Annotated in this window: 16 protein-coding genes; 11 read left to right on the top strand and 5 right to left on the bottom strand. The window is 43.2% G+C overall.

Translation table 11 applies throughout. The features are described 5' to 3' along the window. Window positions 1-137: 137 nt before the first annotated feature. The 3 genes from greA to carA form a co-directional block, all read right to left on the bottom strand. A complete protein-coding gene (gene greA / locus I6E61_RS05490; protein ID WP_110922744.1) occupies window positions 138-614 on the bottom strand; it encodes a transcription elongation factor GreA in 477 nt (158 codons plus the stop codon). A 339-nt stretch (window positions 615-953) separates the two neighbouring features. After that, window positions 954-4,223 carry a carbamoyl-phosphate synthase large subunit gene (carB, locus tag I6E61_RS05485; protein ID WP_197131125.1) on the bottom strand — a complete coding sequence of 1,090 codons (3,270 nt, stop codon included), beginning with the start codon at window positions 4,221-4,223 and terminating at the stop codon, window positions 954-956. A 140-nt stretch (window positions 4,224-4,363) separates the two neighbouring features. Next, window positions 4,364-5,596, bottom strand: a complete 1,233-nt coding sequence (gene carA, locus I6E61_RS05480) for a glutamine-hydrolyzing carbamoyl-phosphate synthase small subunit (protein ID WP_197131108.1) — start codon at window positions 5,594-5,596, stop codon at window positions 4,364-4,366. Between the two features lie 660 nt (window positions 5,597-6,256). Between carA and I6E61_RS05475 the strand changes: the two genes are divergently transcribed. Further along, window positions 6,257-6,793, top strand: a complete 537-nt coding sequence (locus I6E61_RS05475) for a gamma carbonic anhydrase family protein (RefSeq protein WP_110922748.1) — start codon at window positions 6,257-6,259, stop codon at window positions 6,791-6,793. Window positions 6,794-6,888: 95 nt separating this feature from the next. Here the strand turns inward: I6E61_RS05475 and I6E61_RS05470 are convergent, their stop codons facing one another. Further along, window positions 6,889-7,338 (bottom strand): hypothetical protein, encoded by a 450-nt coding sequence (locus I6E61_RS05470; protein ID WP_197131095.1) that lies wholly within the window; start codon window positions 7,336-7,338, stop codon window positions 6,889-6,891. Window positions 7,339-7,572: 234 nt separating this feature from the next. Between I6E61_RS05470 and I6E61_RS05465 the strand changes: the two genes are divergently transcribed. The 3 genes from I6E61_RS05465 (at window position 7,573) to I6E61_RS05455 (ending at window position 9,832) form a co-directional block, all read left to right on the top strand. After that, a complete protein-coding gene (locus I6E61_RS05465; RefSeq protein ID WP_197131093.1) occupies window positions 7,573-8,274 on the top strand; it encodes an HAD family phosphatase in 702 nt (233 codons plus the stop codon). 116 nt (window positions 8,275-8,390) lie between these two features. Next, a protein-coding gene (gene prfB / locus I6E61_RS05460) for a peptide chain release factor 2 (RefSeq protein WP_110922751.1) occupies window positions 8,391-9,486 on the top strand; the annotation gives its coding sequence in 2 pieces (ribosomal slippage) (window positions 8,391-8,462 and window positions 8,464-9,486; 1,095 coding nt in all). 61 nt (window positions 9,487-9,547) lie between these two features. After that, window positions 9,548-9,832: a pyrimidine/purine nucleoside phosphorylase gene (locus tag I6E61_RS05455; RefSeq protein WP_197131089.1), complete on the top strand. Its 285-nt coding sequence runs from the start codon at window positions 9,548-9,550 to the stop codon at window positions 9,830-9,832. Window positions 9,833-9,943: 111 nt separating this feature from the next. Here the strand turns inward: I6E61_RS05455 and I6E61_RS05450 are convergent, their stop codons facing one another. Beyond that, on the bottom strand, window positions 9,944-10,375 hold the full coding sequence (locus tag I6E61_RS05450) for a GNAT family N-acetyltransferase (protein WP_369074423.1): 432 nt from the start codon (window positions 10,373-10,375) through the stop codon (window positions 9,944-9,946). A 200-nt stretch (window positions 10,376-10,575) separates the two neighbouring features. Between I6E61_RS05450 and I6E61_RS05445 the strand changes: the two genes are divergently transcribed. From I6E61_RS05445 to I6E61_RS05415, 7 genes are all read left to right on the top strand, one after another. Next, the gene (locus I6E61_RS05445; RefSeq protein WP_197131084.1) at window positions 10,576-11,697 is read left to right on the top strand and encodes a DNA topoisomerase IB; all 1,122 of its coding nucleotides are present in this window, start codon (window positions 10,576-10,578) and stop codon (window positions 11,695-11,697) included. Window positions 11,698-12,001: 304 nt separating this feature from the next. Then, window positions 12,002-13,705 carry an AMP-binding protein gene (locus tag I6E61_RS05440; protein WP_197131082.1) on the top strand — a complete coding sequence of 568 codons (1,704 nt, stop codon included), beginning with the start codon at window positions 12,002-12,004 and terminating at the stop codon, window positions 13,703-13,705. 327 nt (window positions 13,706-14,032) lie between these two features. Next, the gene (locus tag I6E61_RS05435; RefSeq protein ID WP_197131080.1) at window positions 14,033-14,533 is read left to right on the top strand and encodes a DUF5625 family protein; all 501 of its coding nucleotides are present in this window, start codon (window positions 14,033-14,035) and stop codon (window positions 14,531-14,533) included. 219 nt (window positions 14,534-14,752) lie between these two features. Then, entirely contained in the window at window positions 14,753-15,544 is a 792-nt protein-coding gene (locus I6E61_RS05430; protein WP_197131078.1) for an SDR family NAD(P)-dependent oxidoreductase, read from the top strand. Between the two features lie 136 nt (window positions 15,545-15,680). Then, the gene (locus tag I6E61_RS05425; protein ID WP_197131076.1) at window positions 15,681-16,262 is read left to right on the top strand and encodes a murein L,D-transpeptidase family protein; all 582 of its coding nucleotides are present in this window, start codon (window positions 15,681-15,683) and stop codon (window positions 16,260-16,262) included. Window positions 16,263-16,740: 478 nt separating this feature from the next. Beyond that, complete coding sequence (gene clpB / locus I6E61_RS05420) at window positions 16,741-19,338, top strand: ATP-dependent chaperone ClpB (protein WP_197131074.1); 2,598 nt, start codon at window positions 16,741-16,743, stop codon at window positions 19,336-19,338. Between the two features lie 182 nt (window positions 19,339-19,520). Continuing rightward, on the top strand, window positions 19,521-20,774 hold the full coding sequence (locus tag I6E61_RS05415; RefSeq protein ID WP_197131071.1) for a PQQ-dependent sugar dehydrogenase: 1,254 nt from the start codon (window positions 19,521-19,523) through the stop codon (window positions 20,772-20,774). The last annotated feature ends 169 nt before the right edge of the window (window positions 20,775-20,943 follow it).

Raw genomic sequence — 20,943 nt, 5'->3', positions numbered from 1 at the left:
CGCAAACAAAAAAACCTCGTTAAATGACACTATAGCGCATGTCAAATAACGAGGGTATCAGTATTTATAATAGCCACGGTCAATCATTTAGCCATCATTGTTTTTCGTAAGATGTTAGGCCAAATGATGGAGCGATACTAGTTGTATATGACTTTCATGATTTCATATTCGACCACGCCTTTTGGCGTTTCAATACGGGCTTCATCGCCTTCTGATTTACCGATAAGACCACGAGCGATTGGTGAGTTGACAGAGATTTTACCCGCTTTAAAGTCCGCTTCATCATCCCCAACGATTTGGTATTGTTTTTCTTCTTCGGTGTCCATGTTTTCGATGATAACGCTTACACCAAATACCACGCGACCTTCTTGTGGTAGTGTCGAAGGATCGATGACTTGCGCGCCGCCAAGCTTGGCTTCGATATCACGGATACGTGCTTCACAAAAACCTTGCTGCTCACGTGCTGCATGATATTCAGCGTTTTCTTTCAAATCGCCATGTTCGCGAGCTTCAGCAATAGAAGCTGTGATGCGTGGACGGTCGATACTTTTTAACTGTTTTAATTCGGCTTCTAAAGCCTCATGTCCTTGCGGAGTCATGGGATAACGTTGCATGTTTTTTCCTTAAACCAATAACACCACACCACCTCATGATGAGATGGTGTTGGGATTATTACAATGGGTATAAAATATAAAAATAGAGTGGTTTAGGCTGCATAACTGGCATACGAGTGGTCATGTATGAGCGTATTTATGCTCCACTAATGCACACTTAACCTTACGTAATAAAAAGCATAGTCGCAGTTTAGCCACTATGCTTTTTGGGTCTGTCTTTTCAAAGGTATTGTTTGATTAAAGCATTACTGTCATATAAAAACCAATTTTGCATGAGCTTTTACATAAGCCTGACTGTTATGCTTAATCTACTGAAATTATTCAGCCAAGTCAATAGAGCTAAGCAATAGTCTTTGCTTGTTCATGTAAATCTTGTAGCTTATAAACTTCAAATGGCAAGTCAATCGAATAAGATTTGCAAATAGCATCTGCAGCGCCCAACGTCGTGACATAGAATACTTTACCTTGCAGCGCGCTGCGGCGGATAGAGAATGAATCCTCTTGTGCCTGCTTGCCCTCAGTTGTATTAATGATAAGGTCGATTTTGCCATTTTTCAATGCATCGACGATATGTGGACGGCCTTCGGTCACTTTGTTGATTTGCTTACATTCGATACCAGCGTCGCTCAGTATTTTTTGTGTACCAGTGGTAGATACAATATTAAAGCCAAAGTCTGCAAGCTGGCGCGCGATTGGAGCGATTTGCGCTTTATCACTGTCACGTACTGATATAAAGACGGTCTTGGTTTCGCCTTCAGTCGGTAGACCTGGCAGACGCTCATTACTACCGATGATAGCTTTGTAGAACGCTTCACCAAAGGTTTTACCCACGCCCATGACTTCACCTGTTGATTTCATCTCAGGGCTCAAGATTGGATCGACACCAGGGAACTTAGCAAATGGGAAGACGGCTTCTTTAACGGCATAGAATGCAGGAACAATCTCTTTGGTAAATCCTTGGTCTTTAAGCGAGGTGCCAGCCATACAGCGAGCAGCGATTTGTGCCAATGATGTACCAATGCATTTAGAGACAAATGGTACGGTACGCGCAGCACGTGGATTGACCTCAAGAATATAAATAGTTTCACCTTTTACGGCAAACTGTACGTTCATCAGACCGATAACGCCCAACTCTTTAGCCATAGCAATAGTCTGTGCGCGCATCACATCGCATAACTCTTTAGATAGTGAGTAAGGCGGTAACGAACAGGCTGAGTCACCAGAGTGAACACCCGCTTGTTCGATATGCTGCATGATGCCGCCAATCACGACGTCAGTACCATCACAGACACAGTCAACATCGACTTCGATGGCATCATCTAAGAAGCGGTCTAGCAATACTGGTGCTTCGTTTGATGCTTGTACCGCAGTGCGTAGATAATGTCTTAGCTCATCTTCGTTATAAACGATTTCCATCGCGCGGCCACCTAGTACATAAGAGGGGCGTACAACCAATGGATAGCCAACGTCTTTTGCTTTAACCAATCCATCTTCTAAGCTAGTCGCTAAGGCATTGGTTGGTTGGACAAGATTCAATTGTTGAATCATATGCTGGAAGCGTTCGCGGTCTTCAGCGCGGTCAATCGCATCAGGGCTAGTACCGATGATTTTCACACCAGCGGCTTCGAGGGCGCGAGCCAGTTTCAATGGTGTTTGACCACCGAACTGTACAATGACGCCATCAGGATTTTCGATACGGACGATTTCTAGTACGTCCTCTAACGTGATTGGCTCAAAGTAGAGACGGTCTGAGGTGTCATAGTCAGTTGAAACCGTTTCTGGATTACAGTTGACCATGATGGTCTCATAGCCATCTGCACGCATCGCAAGAGCAGCGTGTACACAGCAATAGTCAAACTCGATACCTTGACCGATGCGGTTAGGACCACCACCGATAACCATGATTTTTTTGTTATTAGTTGGGTTGGCTTCACACTCGCTGTCATACGTTGAGTACATATAAGCGGTACTGGTAGAGAATTCTGCCGCACAAGTATCCACGCGCTTATAAACTGGATACACGTTTAAATCCCAACGCTTTTTGCGCAGTTGCTTTTGCGAGACGCCAAGTAATTTGGCAAGACGTAAATCTGATAAACCTTTACGTTTAAAGCGACGCAAGTTGTCTTCAGTTAAACCGCCAAAACCTAAAGTTTTAACTTGTGCTTCAGCCTTAACGATATCTTCGATTTGTACCAAGAACCATGGATCGATTTTGGTAAGATTAAAGACCTCATCGACGCTCATACCGATGCGGAAGGCATCTGCAATATAGTAAATGCGTTCAGGCGTTGGAATGGTTAAGCGATTATGAATCTCGCTACGGGCTTTGTCAGTACTAAGGCTGCCGTCTTTGATAGCGGCAAAGTCAATCTGCTCATCAAAACCATCATTGCCCGTTTCCATACCGCGTAATGCTTTTTGCATAGATTCTTGGAAGTTACGGCCAATTGCCATGACTTCACCGACTGATTTCATCTGCGTTGACAAAACACTATCGGCTTGCGGGAATTTTTCAAAGTTAAAACGAGGTATCTTGGTCACAACATAATCAAGCGCAGGCTCAAAGCTTGCTGGTGTTTTGCCGCCAGTGATATCGTTTTGCAATTCATCTAGGGTATAACCAATCGCCAGTTTTGCTGCGATTTTAGCAATCGGGAAACCAGTTGCTTTTGATGCCAATGCTGATGAACGCGATACGCGTGGGTTCATCTCGATAACGACCATGCGACCTGTATCAGGGTTGATACCGAACTGTACGTTTGAGCCGCCAGTTTCTACACCAATCTCACGTAGTACTGCTAATGACGCATTACGCATGATTTGGTATTCTTTATCCGTCAAAGTCTGTGCAGGTGCAACCGTAATAGAGTCGCCCGTGTGTACGCCCATTGGATCAAAGTTTTCGATGGCACAAATGATGATGCAGTTGTCGTTTTTGTCACGAACCACTTCCATCTCATATTCTTTCCAACCGATTAATGATTCATCGATAAGTAATTGATGGTTTGGAGATAAGTCAAAACCGCGCTCACAGATTTCAATGAACTCATCACGGTTATACGCGATACCGCCGCCTGAACCACCCATGGTGAATGAAGGACGAATGATACATGGATAACCCATTTTTTCTTGGGTGGCAAAGGCTTCTTCCATGGTTTCGGCAGTTTCGGCGCGTGGGCATTCAAGGCCGATACGCTTCATCGCTTTATCAAATAAGTTGCGATCTTCTGCCATCTCGATTGAGTCTTTAGTCGCCCCAATCAGTTCGCAATCATACTTGGTCAATATGCCATGCTTATCTAAATCTAATGCACAGTTTAGCGCTGTCTGTCCGCCCATCGTTGGCAGGATAGCATCAGGACGTTCCTTGGCAATGATTTGCTCCACAGTCTGCCAAGTAATTGGCTCGATGTAGGTCGCGTCAGCCATGACAGGATCGGTCATGATGGTCGCAGGGTTTGAGTTGACCAAGATGACGCGGTAACCTTCTTCTTTTAGTGCTTTACACGCCTGCGCGCCTGAGTAGTCAAACTCACATGCTTGGCCGATGACGATAGGGCCTGCGCCAATGATAAGAATGCTTTTTATGTCGGTACGTTTTGGCATAGTTAGGGCTACCTTCGTTTGGGTTATATTTTGATTAATCTATATTTTGAATAAAACTGACAGTATTCTGGTTGATACAACTTGAACCACCATCAGTGATTCAAGCTTAACATTTATTATGCATTACCAATGTTGATGCATTAAGCTTTGGCTGCTGCCATCATTTCCGCAAACTTATCAAACAATGGCGCGCAGTCATGTGGGCCAGGGCTGGCTTCTGGGTGACCTTGGAAGCTAAATACTGGCTTGTTGGTCAGCTCAATCCCTTGGTTGGTACCATCGAATAATGAGCGATGGGTAGATTTAACGTTGTCAGGTAGCGTGTCTTCATCAACGGCGAAACCATGGTTCTGGCTGGTAATCATCACCGTGCCAGCTGCCACATCTTGTACTGGATGGTTAGCACCATGATGGCCTGTTTTCATTTTGATGGTGTTTGCACCGCTGGCCAGACCGACTAGCTGATGGCCTAAACAGATACCAAAGGTTGGCACGTCAGTTTGCTCAATAATGTGACGCACGCTGTCAATAGCGTAGCCACAAGCGGCAGGGTCACCAGGGCCATTCGATAAGAAGATACCGTCTGGATTCATCGCTAGCACGTCAGCGATAGGCGTTTGTGCTGGTACGACCGTTACATGGCAGCCGCGATCGACGAGCATGCGCAAGATGTTGGTTTTGGTACCAAAGTCATAGGCGACTACATTAAATTTGTGCTCAACGTGGGTACCTAGTTGCTTAAAAAAACCGCCAGTACCGCTATCATGACTACCAACGGCATCACGGTTAAGTAGAGTGTCTGATAAATCCCACGTACCTGCTGTCCATTCGAACGTCTCTTTGGTACAGCATTCTTTTGCTAGATCCATGCCTTCAATACCAGCGAACTCTTGCGCCAATTTGATGGCTTGTTGCTCGTCATCACTGCTAATGGTCTTGCCATTAGAGGCTGTCATGATACAACCATTTTGAGCGCCTTTATCACGTAATAGGCGAGTCAATTGACGGGTGTCAATCTCAGCGATTGCGACGGTATCATGGTTTTGTAAGTAGTCACTCAGTGATTCTGAGTTACGGAAGTTTGAGGTAACCATGGTGGCATCACGAATGATGAGACCGTCTGCCCAGACTTGATGACCATTACCAGATTCTGTATCTTCAGCGTTAGTGCCTGTATTGCCGATGTGTGGGTAGGTTAGGGTCACTAGCTGACGTGCATAGCTTGGGTCAGTTAGGATTTCTTGATACCCTGTCATGGCCGTATTAAACACCACCTCACCGACACGATGACCGAGACTGCCGATACTCACACCGCGAAAAATCGTACCGTCTGCTAATGCCAAAATTGCTTGTATTTCTGCCGATGAATTCAAGGTTTGCCTCCGCTGTTATTGGTGAGTGCCATAATTCTCATGATTAAATTTTGGATTTAAAGCAGCTTTTTATATCTTGATAATCACTGTTAATTAAGAATAAAAAACAACTAAACCCAAAATTTTTCCACAAAAAAGCGAGAAGACATTATTGATGGAAACTACAAAACCCACTAGATAGTGAATAGGTAACTTGCATCATGTCCGCTCGCTTAGGCACAGATTTTGCGCATTATATACAATATACACGCAGATAGCCAGTCGATTTCCTAACTTAACGGGCACGGATTTCTCATCTACCGTAAATATACAATATACTATCTATTAAATAATTGTTTATAAAAGATTTCTGAAAAAAGAATATATGAAAAACAGCATATGATAATTAGCACTCTAATTGCGATGAATGTTTTTCTTTATTCTTACGGTATAAAAGATGATTTGTTCTAAGTGATGACTTATTTTAAGTAAATAGCTACAACGGTGATAATAGCCTAAGTAAACTTAGGTGTTTCTCACTGTGACTGGTACAACCATCATATTGGGGTGAATAGCACTAGATTTTGATAGAAGGCTTTGCCACAATAGAGGGCATTATTGACTGATATAGATAGCTATCTATTATTAGGTTAGTATAAAAAACAATAACAAGGAGTGGTTATGATTTATCAATATTTAGATAAGGTGCCTAAATTTGCTGTGCCTTTTAACGGTTGGGTAGCCGATTCTGCGCAAGTCATCGGCGATGTGTATTTGGGACATCAAGCCAATATTTGGTTTGGTGCGGTACTCCGCGGTGACAATGAACTGATTCATATCGGTGACTATAGCAACGTGCAAGAAAACAGTGTGATTCACACTGACGCAGGTATTGAGGTGAAAATCGGCAATTACGTCACCATCGGGCATTTAGCAATGCTACATGGCTGCGAAGTCGGTGATAATAGTTTGATTGGTATTGGTGCAGTAGTATTAAATAATGCCAAAATCGGCAAAAACTGTATCATTGGTGCTAAAGCACTGGTCACGGAAGGTAAGGTTATTCCGGATAACTCATTGGTGATGGGCGCACCAGCAAAAGTAGTGAAAACGTTAACAGATGAGCAAGCTTCGATGCTGAAATTGTCAGCGATGCATTATGCAGAGCGTTGTCAGAAGTTTAAAACAGGCTTAAAAGAAATCGCAATGCCTGATTAATTAGTAAGGAGCGAGCGATCAGTAGTGGATAAAAATAAAAGGATGGTAGTATATTGCTCCATCCTTTTTATATTCTTATAATATGATGCCAGTGGTTATGCCATGAGCATCATAGCCAGCCAAATAACGGCAAAGATGACAATACCTACAATGAGTCCACGAAAAATATCATGGCGTATAGAATAGTCATTGAGGTACGCATTAGGGTTGGTCGTTTGATCGACATTCAATGCGTTGACGCTCTCAGCGCCTGCATTTTTGCCAACGATGAATCCTATCATTACGCCAAGTACGAGCATGAAAGGGGTGAATAGCCAAAAAATTTCACCATTCCCAAGACCAGCTACTGAGCGAATAACAACAATGGCAAGATCGATAAGTAAGCCGCCAAATCCATACATTAAGCCATTCAAGAGCGCATAAAACATACGGTCTAGAGGTGATTGATAAGCATCCCCTAACTGACGTTGTCTAATCTCTCTAATAGAGCGAGCTGGGCGGTGCGGTCTATTAGGTAAGCTGGTTTTGTTATGATACGCTTTCATAAGGTTCTCTGGGTTGCTTATTAAGTTCGTTGAAAGTCTTATAAAATGAGTTGAATAAACAATTTAGCACAATATTGTCTGGCAAACAGTAGTGTTCTCACAAATTTACCGAGCAAACGTTATATCCATAAAACCGACTATATTCAAGGCTTCAAAGCAAATATGGTTTATAAAGCGCATCAGTATAGTTAAGATTATTCATCATCCACTTTAAAAAAATAATAAGGCTGCATTATGCAAGCATCTCACACACAAAATACTCAAAAAGAACTGGCACTGTTTGATTTAGATCATACGTTGCTCGATGTCGATAGTGACTATCTATGGGGTGAATATATCGTTAATAATGGTCTGGTCGATGAAGCGCAGTATCGCACAGCCAATCAAGAATTTTATGAGCAATATATAGCAGGCACGCTCGATGCCACCGAGTACAACGAATTTGTCGCCCAGTTTTTGACCACATTACCCTTGGCGCGTTTGCATGAGTTGCGTGAAGATTATATCAAACGCGAAATCGAACCGCATATTCGTCCAAAAGCGATGGAAGTGTTGTGTCAACATATTGAGAAGGGCCATGACGTGGTGATTATCTCTGCCACCAATGATTTTGTGGTGTCTGCCATTGCCAAACGTTTCGGTATAGAAGCGGCCAACGTGTTATCAACACCGCTCGAGATAAAAGATGAGCGTTATACGGGTAAGTTAGCGGACAAGCCCAATTTTAAAGAAGGTAAGATATATCATCTAGACAAATGGGTGAATAAGCAGCAGTTGGCTGGGGTTACCTTTGAAAAGACGTATGCATATTCAGATTCTAAAAACGATATTCCGTTGCTTGAGTGGGCGGATGTGGCCGTTTGCGTGTCACCTGATGATGCACTGCATGCGCATGCTTTGGCACATCGCTGGGCGGTAGAGGATTGGTCGATTTAGGTTATTTAACGCTATTTAATATATAGGCGGTAATAATTAGCCAACTATTTAACATCAATCTCATTTAAAATGACGGCATATCCGTTAGATATTTATTTAAAAAAACAGGAACATTTATGGAAATCAATCCGTATCAAGAACAAATCAAAGATTTATCTGAGCGTGGGCAGGATTTACGGAGGTATCTTTGACTTCGATGGTAAGCAAGAGCGCTTAGAAGAAGTCAATTTAGAGTTGGAAAACCCCGAGCTGTGGAACGATCCAGAGCGTGCGACCAAGATTAATAAAGAAAAAAGCCATCTTGACGGTGTCATCGATGTAGTGGTGTCGCTTGAAACCACATTAGAAGATGCATCCGCCATGCTAGAGCTGGCGGTAGAAGAAGACGATGAATCACTGCTCGCTGATGTGCAGACCGAGCTGGATAATGCTGAAAAACGTGTGGCTGACTTAGAGTTCCGCCGGATGTTCAGTGGTGAGATGGATCCAAATAACTGCTACTTGGATATTCAATCAGGTAGTGGTGGTACCGAAGCGCAAGATTGGGCTGAGATGCTGCTGCGTATGTATACACGCTGGGCAGAGGCGCATAATTTCAAGGTTGATGTGATTGAAGTGTCATCTGGTAGTGTCGCGGGTATTAAGTCGGCAACGATTGAGATTAAGGGCGATTATGCCTTTGGTTGGTTGCGTACCGAAATTGGTGTCCACCGTCTAGTACGTAAATCACCATTCGATAGCAATAATGGCCGTCATACCTCGTTTGCTGCGGTGTTTGTCTCACCTGAAATCGATGACAATGTTGAGATTGATATCAATCCAGCGGACTTGCGTATCGATACCTATCGCTCCTCTGGCGCGGGTGGTCAGCATGTGAACACGACAGATTCTGCGGTACGTATTACCCATGAGCCAAGCGGTGTGGTCGTCACTTGTCAGAACGAGCGTAGTCAACATGGTAACAAAGCCACTGCGATGAAAATGCTACGTGCTAAGCTGTATGAGCTGGAAATGCAGAAGCGTATGGAATCACAGCAAGCAGTTGAAGACGGTAAGTCTGACGTCGGCTGGGGCAGTCAAATTCGCTCGTACGTACTTGATGACTCACGTATCAAAGACTTGCGTACCGGTGTTGAAACCTTTAATACTGGTGCTGTGCTAGATGGTGACCTCGATCAGTTTATCGAAGCGAGTTTAAAAGCAGGATTGTAAGCAGCCGTTTTAAACAAGCAGCCGTTTTAAAATAGCAACTAACATTTAATTAAGGAAAATTATGCCAAGCGTTAATAATTATTTTGATGATAAAGTGACTTCTATCGCCTTTCAGACAGCGACTAAGCCTGCTACTGTCGGCGTTATGGAAGTTGGTGAGTATGAGTTTGGTACTAGCGAATTTGAAACCATGAGCGTGGTAAGTGGTGCATTGACCGTTAAATTGCCAGAAAGTAGCGAATGGCAGACCTTTAATGCTGGCGAGCAATTTACCGTTGAAGCCAATCAAAAGTTCCAAGTAAAAGTAGCAGTAGAAACAGCCTATCTATGTGTGTACGGTAAATAATGTCTAAGCTGCTTTAACCTAAAGCCGTATTGATAAGAAAGCGCCAAGTGTTTAACATTTGGCGTTTTTTATTTGCTTATTCATTGTAAATCATAATGCAAGTAGTACAAATCATAGGTTCTTACGATACTGCACCATATCTGTTTGAGTAGCAATGGTGTCGTATAGAGTGCGTGCCGTTGTGTTGCCTTCTTGCGTCGTCCAATATACACGGTTGCAGTTTTTCTGGCGTGCAAAGTCATATACTTGCTCGATCAATGCGCGTCCAACACCTTGCCCGCGAACAGACTCACTCACATACAAATCTTCTAAATAACAACATTCTGTGGTATCCCAGGTATTGGGATGCAACACCACATGAGTGATGCCTACCAATGTACCATCCTGCCATGCCCCAAACCCATAAATAGCCACGTTGCTATCTAGTAAGTTGCGCCATGTTGCATCAGTCGTGCTCATGGGCAAACTGGTCTCATAAAATGTCAAATACCGTTGCCATAAGTCTAACCAACTATCGTAGTCAGTATTAGATAATGGAGTCATTTTTATAGAAGGGTTTTTCATTGTGTGTTATTCAACTTAAGTTTTGATAGTCATTAAATTATGCCCTAAAATTCAATAGTTGAGAACCCTGCCATCCGCTTAGTTTTACACAGGATTACACTTTGCCCGTGGCAAGTAAACAGTAAAAATAGCCGTCATTAATTATGCTAAAACGACTATTTTATAAGACGGATATTTTTATGGCTAAGCCAAATAATCAGATAGATTCAGCAGTAGATGTACGCCATAACTACGAACATCTAGCTCGTTTGGCGAATTTGCGCTATGTGAGTGATGATGAGCCTGGTTATGAGCGCCGCCGCTGGGGTCGTGGTTTTACTTATAAGGATGCCACTGGTAAAACGGTCAAAGATAAAGCATTGCGCAAGCGTTTTGATGCGTTGGTGATACCACCGATGTGGTCGAACGTTTGGATATGCCAAGATGAAACAGGGCATCTACAGTCGACAGGACGTGATGACAAAGCGCGCAAGCAATATTTGTATCATCCAGAGTGGGATCGTGTACGTGATCGAGCGAAGTTTGATGCCATGATTGGCTTTGCAGAGGCGCTACCGAATCTCCGTGCTCAGGTTGAGTTAGACCTAGATGCCAAGCCCTTGTCACGAGCTAATGTACTCGCTGCGGTGGTCAAACTGTTAGAGACTACTCTAATTCGTATTGGCAATAGCCGCTATGCGAAGCTGAATAAAAGCTATGGCCTAAGCACGCTACGCAGCAAGCATGTGAATGAAACGGACAAGGGACTGGCGTTTGATTTTGTCGGAAAAAGTGCAAAAGAGCATCATATCGAATTGCAGGATGAGCGCTTGATTGACATTGTACAGGCCTGTTCTGAATTACCTGGCTATCAGATATTTAAATACTTAGATGATAGCGGTGTTAAGCAAATCGTCGACAGCGCCGATATCAATGATTATATACGCACCCATACTGGCTGTGGTGATGGCACTGGCAATATGTATAGCGCCAAGGATTTCCGGACTTGGATGGCCAGTGTCCTCGCAGCCAGTCATTTATATGATGAGCTACAAACAGCACATGGAAACACAATATTAGCCAGTGAGCCTAAAAGCGCTGAGCGCCAACAACTGGTCGTTGATATGGTCAAAAGTGTGGCAGCAGAGCTAGGTAATACGCCGACTGTATGCCGCGCGTCGTATATTCACCCCATCATTATTGAGCGGTTTTTGGCAGGACAGTTTTTTGAGACTTACAAGCAAGCGCGCCGCGGACGTACGAAAAAATACCAAAGCTGTGAAGAGAAAGCATTGTTAGGGTTTTTAAGAGCTGATGTTTAAGTATATGGTTTTAAGCAGTAATATTGGAGTTCATGTATTTTAATAGAAATTCGAAAACATGCGACAGCGTCTTAGCTGTTGTAGGTGCCATCGATGACTTATAACGAATTAATGATAATTAGTTATAGATTGTTTCCATTTCTATAAAATAAAAATGATACGTTATGTATTGAAATAAATATAAAAATGCGTTACTAATAGGACATGATAAATATGAAGATATTGAACGGTCTATAGGATGTGACCGTTTTACAATCATAACCACCATTTTACTAGTTATCTGTTATTGCTAAAGGATTAGCTTATGAACACCGCTTTTCAAACTGCTACGATCGTTGATGTAGACGCTACCACCACACCAAAAAACTATACCGATTATTATAATAACTTCGATATGAATGCGCTGCTGTCAGAAATCTTTGGCACGCAGGTAGACGATCGGTTAAATGCTTATATGGCGTGCTGTGGTCGTCATGTACGTGACGGTCGCGGCGATAACATTGCGCTAGTGCATGAAGACACGTCCGGCAATGTGACTCGTATGAGCTTTGCTGAGCTAGATGCGGCGAGTGCGCAAGTCGCTAATTTATTACTGTCTTACGGCGTGCAAATCGGTGACCAAGTCGCGACCATGCTACCGCGTACGCCTGAATTACTCACCGTTGTACTAGCAACTTGGCGTATTGGGGCAGTGTATCAGCCGTTATTCACCGCTTTTGGTTACGATTCGATTAAGTATCGAATGGACAAAGCCAATACCAAAGTTGTTTTTACCAATCAAGAAAACCGTGGCAAATTTGAAGATTTGGCTGAGCAAACCAAAATGGTCATGGTAGGTAGCGTCGTGGATGCTCAAACTTGGGTTGATGATCACTATGCCGAGGTAATGGCAGCGCAGCCGCAAACTATAGCACCTGTATCGCTTGATACTGATGCACCATTTTTGCAAATGTTTACCTCAGGTACCGTGGGCAAATCAAAAGGCGTGAGTGTACCACTAAGCGCATTATCGGCTTTCTATCTCTATATGCGCTATGCGATTGATTTGCGCGACGATGATAGTTATTGGAATATGGCCGATCCTGGTTGGGCATATGGATTGTACTATGCCATTACGGGGCCTTTATTGTTAGGTATCACTACTTATTTCAACGAAGCAGGCTTTGATGCTACCCATACACGTGACTTTATGGTGCGTCATCAGATTACCAATTTGGCCTCTTCACCAACTGCTTTTCGTATGATGAAGTCTAGTGGTGTATTTGAGCATTCACATAGTGATGCCAATGCCAAGCTATCTCTACGCTGTGCGAACTCGGCAGGAGAAACACTCAATACCGAAGTCGTCAGCTGGCTAGAAACCTATCTGGGCTGCCAAGTAAAAGACCAGTATGGACAGACAGAGACAGGCATGACTTGCTGCGCACATCATGCACTGGTACATGAGAGCCCAGTTGGCTCGATGGGTATGGCACTACCGGGGCATACATTGGTGGTATTAAATGATGACATGCAAGTGTTGCCTGATGGTGAGCAAGGACAGCTGGCCGTTGTGGTCAGCCAATCCCCTGCATTTTATTTCCGTGGCTATAGCTGGAACGAAAAACAAGCCTTTGTAGATGATTATTATCTGACAGGCGATGTGGTCGAGCGCCACAGTGATGGCAGCTATTGGTTCTCAGGACGTGATGATGACATCATTATTACTGCAGGTTACCGCGTGGGGCCGACCGATGTTGAAAACACGGTACTCGAACACGACGCAGTTGCAGAATCAGCAGCGGTAGGCGTGCCAGACGAAGTACGTGGCCATACCATCAAGTCTTATGTGGTGCTAAAAGACGGCATCGAAGGCAGTGAGCAAATTGCCAAAGAAATCCAAGAGCTCGTACGCAAACGTCTATCAACCCATGCGTATCCGCGCGAGGTTGAGTTTGTAGCAGCATTACCGAAGACGCCAAGTGGTAAAATTCAGCGATTTTTGCTACGTAGCCTGTCATTGGCTTAGCGATAACGGTGTTCACGATGGCTTTTGCCGATTGGATTGAAGATTAAATATCAATGCGTCAATTTATTAAAAAAATGAGTGGTGTATCAAAAAGTATGCTGATTAAAATCTGAACAATTTTTGAAGCTTTGCAACCCCTATAGAATCAGAGAACTTAGCATAGATTCCTTATTAATTTTTATCGCCAGCATACTTTCTAGAATACCAGCCATAATACTATTTATACTTTTGGAGTCGCTGCATATCATCAATGAATAAAGATTTATATAAGCTTACTACTGTCGCCTATTAAGGTAAAGTGGTTCGTATTTATAAACTGGAAGATAAATGAAAAAAACTCATCTACTAATACTGGTTTTATTATCGAGTTTTATAGTAGCTTGCTATCCCTATAGCACCAATGTAGAACCACAGACGCTTGGAATTAACGCGTTAGCTAAGAATGATATATACACTCTTGATGTCACTGTAGAAAGATCGGGATCTTACGACCTATCACTTTTGGTGTATTCTCCAAAACGTAGACAGTCTAAAGTGAGCCAAGAAAAATTCTATGACTACTTTAAAGATGATGTCGATTTACCGTCGACATTTAAGATTACCACTGTCAATAGCGACACGGGGGAAAAAGTTACGGAAACAGTGAGCACCCATCCATTTAGCGGCGGCTCTTACTATGGTAGAAGAGCTTATATACAGAAATACGGGTATAGCGGAGGGCTTCAACAAGGCCGCTATACCATAACCATTGAGTGCCTTGAAACAGATCCTTATCTAAATAATTTTGGTTTAGAATTCATTTTTAGTAAACAGCATGTAGGTAAATAATTATGACACAAGTGATTATGGCTTTGTTCCTATCGAATCAGGAATACCTATCGGATTAAGCAAGTAATATTCCAACGATACTACTCATTATGATACATCGCATTATGATACATCAAGCACTAGAACGTATGAGATTTCTCAAGATCAGTATGATGCTATGCAAAATTTTGGGATGGCTGCAGAAAACGTTCAATAAAAATACTAATTAAAGGAATAATTATGCAAATTGAAAAACACAGCTTTTTAGTTACTGGTGGTGCGTCAGGTTTAGGTGAATCAGTAGTTCGCGCTATCGTAGAGCACGGTGGCAATGTCGTCATCGCTGACCTAAACGAATCAGCAGGACAAGCGTTAGTGGCTGAATTGGGTGACCAAACTCGTTTTGTACGTTGTGATGTTACCAGTGGCGATGAGGTACAAGCAGCTGTGGATATGGCTGTAAAGGAATTTGGCGGCTTGCAGGGTTCTATCAACTGTGCAGGTATCGCTGTCGTACAAAAACTACTGGATCGTGAGAACAATCCGGCAGACCTTGAGTCGTTCAGCCGCGGTGTTAACATCAATCTGGTCGGTTCGTTTAACGTTGCACGCTTGGTTGCTGCCAGTATTGCCAAGCGCGTGGCTAATGACAGCAGCGCAGGCAAACATGGAGAAAATAATGCAGATCAAGGCATTATTATTAATACCGCGTCTATCGCTGCTTTCGATGGGCAAGTTGGACAAGCCAGTTATTCATCATCTAAAGCGGGCGTGGTCGGTTTGACCTTACCGTTAGCACGTGAGTTGGCTCGTCATGGTATTCGCGTGATGACTATCGCACCTGGTGTGTTTGCCACACCGATGATGGACACTATTCCTGAAAAGGCACGCGAACAGCTAGAGGCAGGTGTCCCTTATCCTAAGCGTTTAGGCGCGCCAAATGAGTTTGCTAAATTGGCTGTCCATATCATTGATAATGCCTACCTAAATGGAGAAGTCATTCGCTTAGATGGTGCGATTCGTATGGTGTAGTTATCTGTTTTGAATGACTGAGTGAATGACAGGATGATAATCATTTTCCATATTATTTACACAGTAGCAGGCGCCATGCTTTGATAGATTATGATTAACTGTATGTAACGTTATCAATATCACAAAGGGTAATCTCATGGCATTCTTGCATAATCGTACCCATCGTCTATTCCTTATCTTGATTGGCCTTGGAGTGATTACGGTTATTAGCAGCAGCGTTTTTAATTACATGACACGCGCGTCTGCTAATAGTAGTACCTTGGAAGAGGTCAACAACCGGCATATTGCTGACGTGGTGATTGATAAAGTGTTCGTCGATAAATCCGAACGTCGTTTGCAGTTATTGAGTGGCGACGACGTCATTCGTACGTATCGCATTGCTTTGGGTGACAGTCCCATAGGTCACAAACAGCAAGAGGGTGATCAGCGTACCCCAGTTGGCACTTATACATTAGATTATAAAAACGAGAACTCTATTGCCCATCGCTCTATCCATATCAGCTATCCGAATGCGGCTGATAAAGCACACGCTCAGCAATTGGGTGTCAGTCCGGGCGGAGATATTATGATTCATGGACAGATGAATGGCTTTGGTCATTTGGCTGCTATCAACCAAAAATATGATTGGACCGATGGCTGTATCGCCGTTACCGATGGCGAGATGGATGAGATTATGGCGGCAGTAACGCTTGGTACTTCTATCGAAATTGTAGAGTAGGGCTATTCACTGTGTTCTGATACAGTCAATCCTGTATAAATCAGAGAGCATGTCAGGAACACTCTATTTACTGTCTGCATTGCTTTCACTCTTTAATGATTTCGTTCTTTAATACTGCTACTCACTTCCACTCATTCTCCTTATATCCGTATTACCTTCAACTGACTAGCTAATCTTAAAGCAACTACCCATCATTCATATTTACTCTTGTACTAATAATGCTTTTGCATGGTTAAGCTGTGTCTATTTATATCTATTTAATGATGTATCTACTCTAAACAATTTTTAAATTTATATTAATAATATAATTAAATTATATTAATTAGTAAGTGGTATGATATATCATCATTAATAGTAAGGTTTTATTTGATAATTGGCTTGAAATACTTATGTATATACCTTATATAAATGACAGATAACAGTAGTCGCTAGACTATAAAGCACCTGCTGTAAATACTAATTATAAAAGGATGTGAATATGAGATTTGAGAAGTTTACCCAAAAACTGCAATCCGCCATTCAAGAAGCACAGAGCCTAGCATTAGGCCGCGATCATACGGGTATCGATCCTGTGCATTTGCTTGCTGTATTGCTACAAGATGAGTCTAACTTATCTATCTGTCAACAAGCGGGCGCCTCAATTCCTGCTCTAAAAAATGGCGTAGCAAAGGCGCTCGACGGTCAAGCAACGATTTCGGAGCCAACAGGTGATGTCAATCTAAATCCAAACTCAGTCAAGATTTTAAACTTGGCAGATCGCCAAGCACAGAAAGAAGGCGATGATTTTATTGCCACTGAATGGGTCATGTTGGCACTGTCTGAGCAAGGCGAAACCAAAAAGATATTTGAAAGTGCTGGCGTGACGGCTAGCAAATTAAAAGTGGTCATCGAGCAGTTGCGCGGTGATGACACCGTCAATAATCAAAACGCTGAAGATCAACGTGATGCACTCAATAAATATACGATCAATCTGACTGAACAAGCAGAGCTTGGCAAGCTGGATCCAGTGATTGGTCGTGACGAAGAGATTCGCCGTACCATTCAGGTGCTCTCACGTCGTACTAAAAATAATCCTGTGCTCATTGGTGAACCGGGTGTAGGTAAAACTGCTATCGTTGAAGGCTTGGCACAAAAAATAATTAATGGTGATGTACCAGAAGGTCTGCGCCGTAAAGAAGTGCTGTCATTAGACTTGGGCGCTTTGATTGCAGGGGCAAAATTCCGCGGTGAGTTTGAAGAGCGACTCAAAAGTGTATTGAGCGACTTGGCCAAGCAAGAAGGCAACGTCATCTTATTTATCGATGAGCTACATACCATGGTTGGTGCTGGCAAATCAGAAGGCGCGATGGATGCTGGCAATATGCTAAAACCTGCATTGGCACGTGGTGAGTTACACTGCGTTGGTGCAACGACATTGGATGAGTATCGCAAATACATTGAAAAAGATGCGGCGCTTGAGCGTCGTTTTCAAAAAGTGTTGGTCGATGAGCCAACGGTTGAAGACACCATTGCGATTTTGCGAGGCCTAAAAGAGCGCTATGAGCTGCATCATGGGGTCGATATCCAAGACAGCGCCATCATTGCTGCGGCACGCATGAGCCATCGTTATATTACTGATCGCAAGTTGCCGGATAAGGCGATTGATTTGATTGATGAAGCGGCCAGTCGCTTGCGTATGGAGATGGACAGTAAGCCTGAAGCACTGGGTAAGCTTGACAGTCGCTTAATTCAGTTAAAAATGCAGCGTGAAGTACTCAAGAACGAAGAAGACGCTGGCGCACAGGCAGAGCGTAAAGTGCTAAATGCACAAATTGAAGAGCTAGAAAAAGAGTACGCGGATCTAAACGAGATTTGGCAAGCGGAAAAAGCGCTAGTCAAAGGCAGTCAGCAGCTAAAAGACGAGCTAGATAAAGCTCGTATTGCTTATGACAAAGCCAGTCGTGAAGGCGATTATGAGACTATGAGCAAGCTGCAATATGAAACCATCCCGCAGCTAGAGCGCCGTATCACTGAGTCTGACTTGGCCGAACAAAAAGAGCAAACAGGCGAAGGTAGTGGTGTTAAATTGCTACGTAACAAAGTCACAGACAACGAGATTGCGGAAGTGGTTGCAGCTGCCACAGGTATTCCAGTCAATAAAATGATGCAGGGCGAGCGTGAAAAAATGCTGGCAATGGAAGAAAAACTCCATGAGCGCGTGATTGGTCAAGATGAAGCAGTCGAATCGGTAGCAAATGCGGTACGCCGTAGCCGAGCGGGCTTGTCTGATCCTAACCGTCCTTCTGGCTCGTTCTTATTCCTTGGGCCTACAGGGGTCGGTAAAACTGAGCTGACCAAGTCATTGGCGAACTTTTTGTTTGATAGTGAAGATTCGATAGTGCGCATCGACATGAGTGAGTACATGGAAAAACACAGTGTCAGTCGCTTGGTTGGTGCGCCTCCAGGTTATGTTGGCTACGAAGAAGGCGGTGCGTTGACTGAGGCTGTTCGCCGTAAGCCTTATAGTGTGATTTTGTTTGATGAAGTTGAGAAAGCGCATCCTGACGTATTCAATATATTATTACAAGTATTGGATGATGGGCGTTTGACTGACTCACAAGGTCGTGTGGTTGATTTCAAGAACACGGTGATTATTATGACCAGTAACTTGGGTTCGCATAAGATTCAAGAAATGGTCGGTGAAAGCTACGAGGATATCAAAGCTGAGGTGATGGATTCTGTTGGTCAGCATTTCCGCCCAGAGTTCGTCAACCGTATCGATGAGATTGTGGTCTTCCATCCACTTGGTATGTCACAAATGGCAGGAATTGCTTCTATCCAGTTAGATCGTTTGCGTCAACGCTTGCATGATCGTGAGATGGATATCGAGCTATCAGCGGATGCGATGAACAAGTTGGTCGCGGTCGGTTATGATCCTGTGTATGGTGCGCGCCCGCTCAAACGTGCCATTCAGCAAGAGATTGAAAACCCATTGTCATTGAAGCTATTGTCGGGTGATTTTGTAGCAGGTGATATCATCAAAGTCGATGTTGGCTCTGATGACAAACTAAGCTTCAATAAACTCAGAATGAGCTAATATCTAAGACAAACGGACTGTTTTCTTGATAAAACCAGCCCCTTATTTGCCTATATAAAATATAGGTAAATAAGGGGTTTTTATGTTGTGGGCTATTATTATTTACCGTTTTCATACTTTTACTATGTTATAAATAACCTAAGCACTCATAAGACGAATGTAAAATACATGGAGATGACAACATGGCGATAATCAATCAAAAATATCTAAGTGCACCGTTAACTTTACCGATTATAGTAGCGACATTGCTGATGAGCACGTCTGCTTGCTCCAATCAGTCAGTAGTCAATACCAATGAGGATCTGGCAGAATACAAAGACGCCAAAACCTCGGATGCTAATTCTTCTATGAGTGCTGATAAACCAGAATTTACCACTGAAATCATCGCTACATTTGATGAACCTTGGGCGATGACGGCGTTACCCAAAGCGGATAATTCACCACAAAAAATCTTGGTGACACAAAGGACAGGTGAGTTATTTATAGTTGATACCACAACAGGTGCGAAGACAGCAGTGACTGGCGTACCAACAGTCGCTTATGGCGGGCAAGGTGGACTGGGTGATGTCATCATTGCACCAGATTTTGCTAGTACCAATAACATATATGTTAGCTATGTTGAAGCAGGGGAAGGTGCTGATAGTAATAAATTTGGTGCAAAAGTCATCAAAGCAACATTGTCAGGATTGGATACCAGTACGCCAAGTTTGCAAGCCATTATGCCAATCTGGGAGCAATCGCCAAAAGTAAAAGGGCAAGGACATTACAGTCATCGTTTGCTGTTTTCGCCTGATGGGCAATATTTATACATTAGTTCAGGCGAGCGTCAAGAAAAAACTCCAGCGCAAGATATGAGTGTCAATCTAGGTAAAATTATACGTCTAAATGCTGACGGATCTATCCCAGTAGACAACCCATTTTCGAATGATACAAATGACATCGCCAAGCAGTTTTGGACGATAGGTCATCGCAATATATTGGGTATGGCATTCGATGACAGCGGACAGTTATGGGCGCACGAGATGGGCCCAAGAGGCGGTGATGAGTTTAATCTGATTAAAAAAGGTAAAAACTATGGCTGGCCGCTCGTGTCTAATGGCCGAAATTATTCGGGGGTTGATATCCCTGATCATGATACTCAGCCTGAGTTTGAAGCACCTGAGATTACATGGACCCCAGTCATATCACCTTCATCGATGAGTGTTTACTCTGCGGGTACAGTGGATGACTTTCCAGAGTGGCAAGGCAATATGCTGATTAGTGGCTTATCCTCCAAAGCGCTTATTGTAGTTGGTATCAACGATGACAACACGGCTTCTGAACGTTACCGCTATGATATGGGTGAACGTGTTCGTAACGTACTGGCGGTAGATGGTAGCGTTTGGGTATTAGAAGATGGTAACGAGAGTGGTTTACTACAATTGTCACCGCAATAAAAATAGCGAAAACTTGCTTTGTTTATTGGAATGAACTCACGAATGTCCAGTGTGAGTAAAAATGGAAATCGCTATTAAACAGTCTTAGATTGAACTAAATGACAACTAGGAATTACACGTATTCAGGATTGTGTCAGTCAATACTGAACGAGTAAGTAATTGAATTAAA

The sequence above is a fragment of the Psychrobacter sp. NZS113 genome, assembly GCF_015864825.1.
In the GTDB taxonomy this organism is placed as follows: domain Bacteria; phylum Pseudomonadota; class Gammaproteobacteria; order Pseudomonadales; family Moraxellaceae; genus Psychrobacter.
This window is presented reverse-complemented; position numbering and strand designations above follow the sequence as displayed.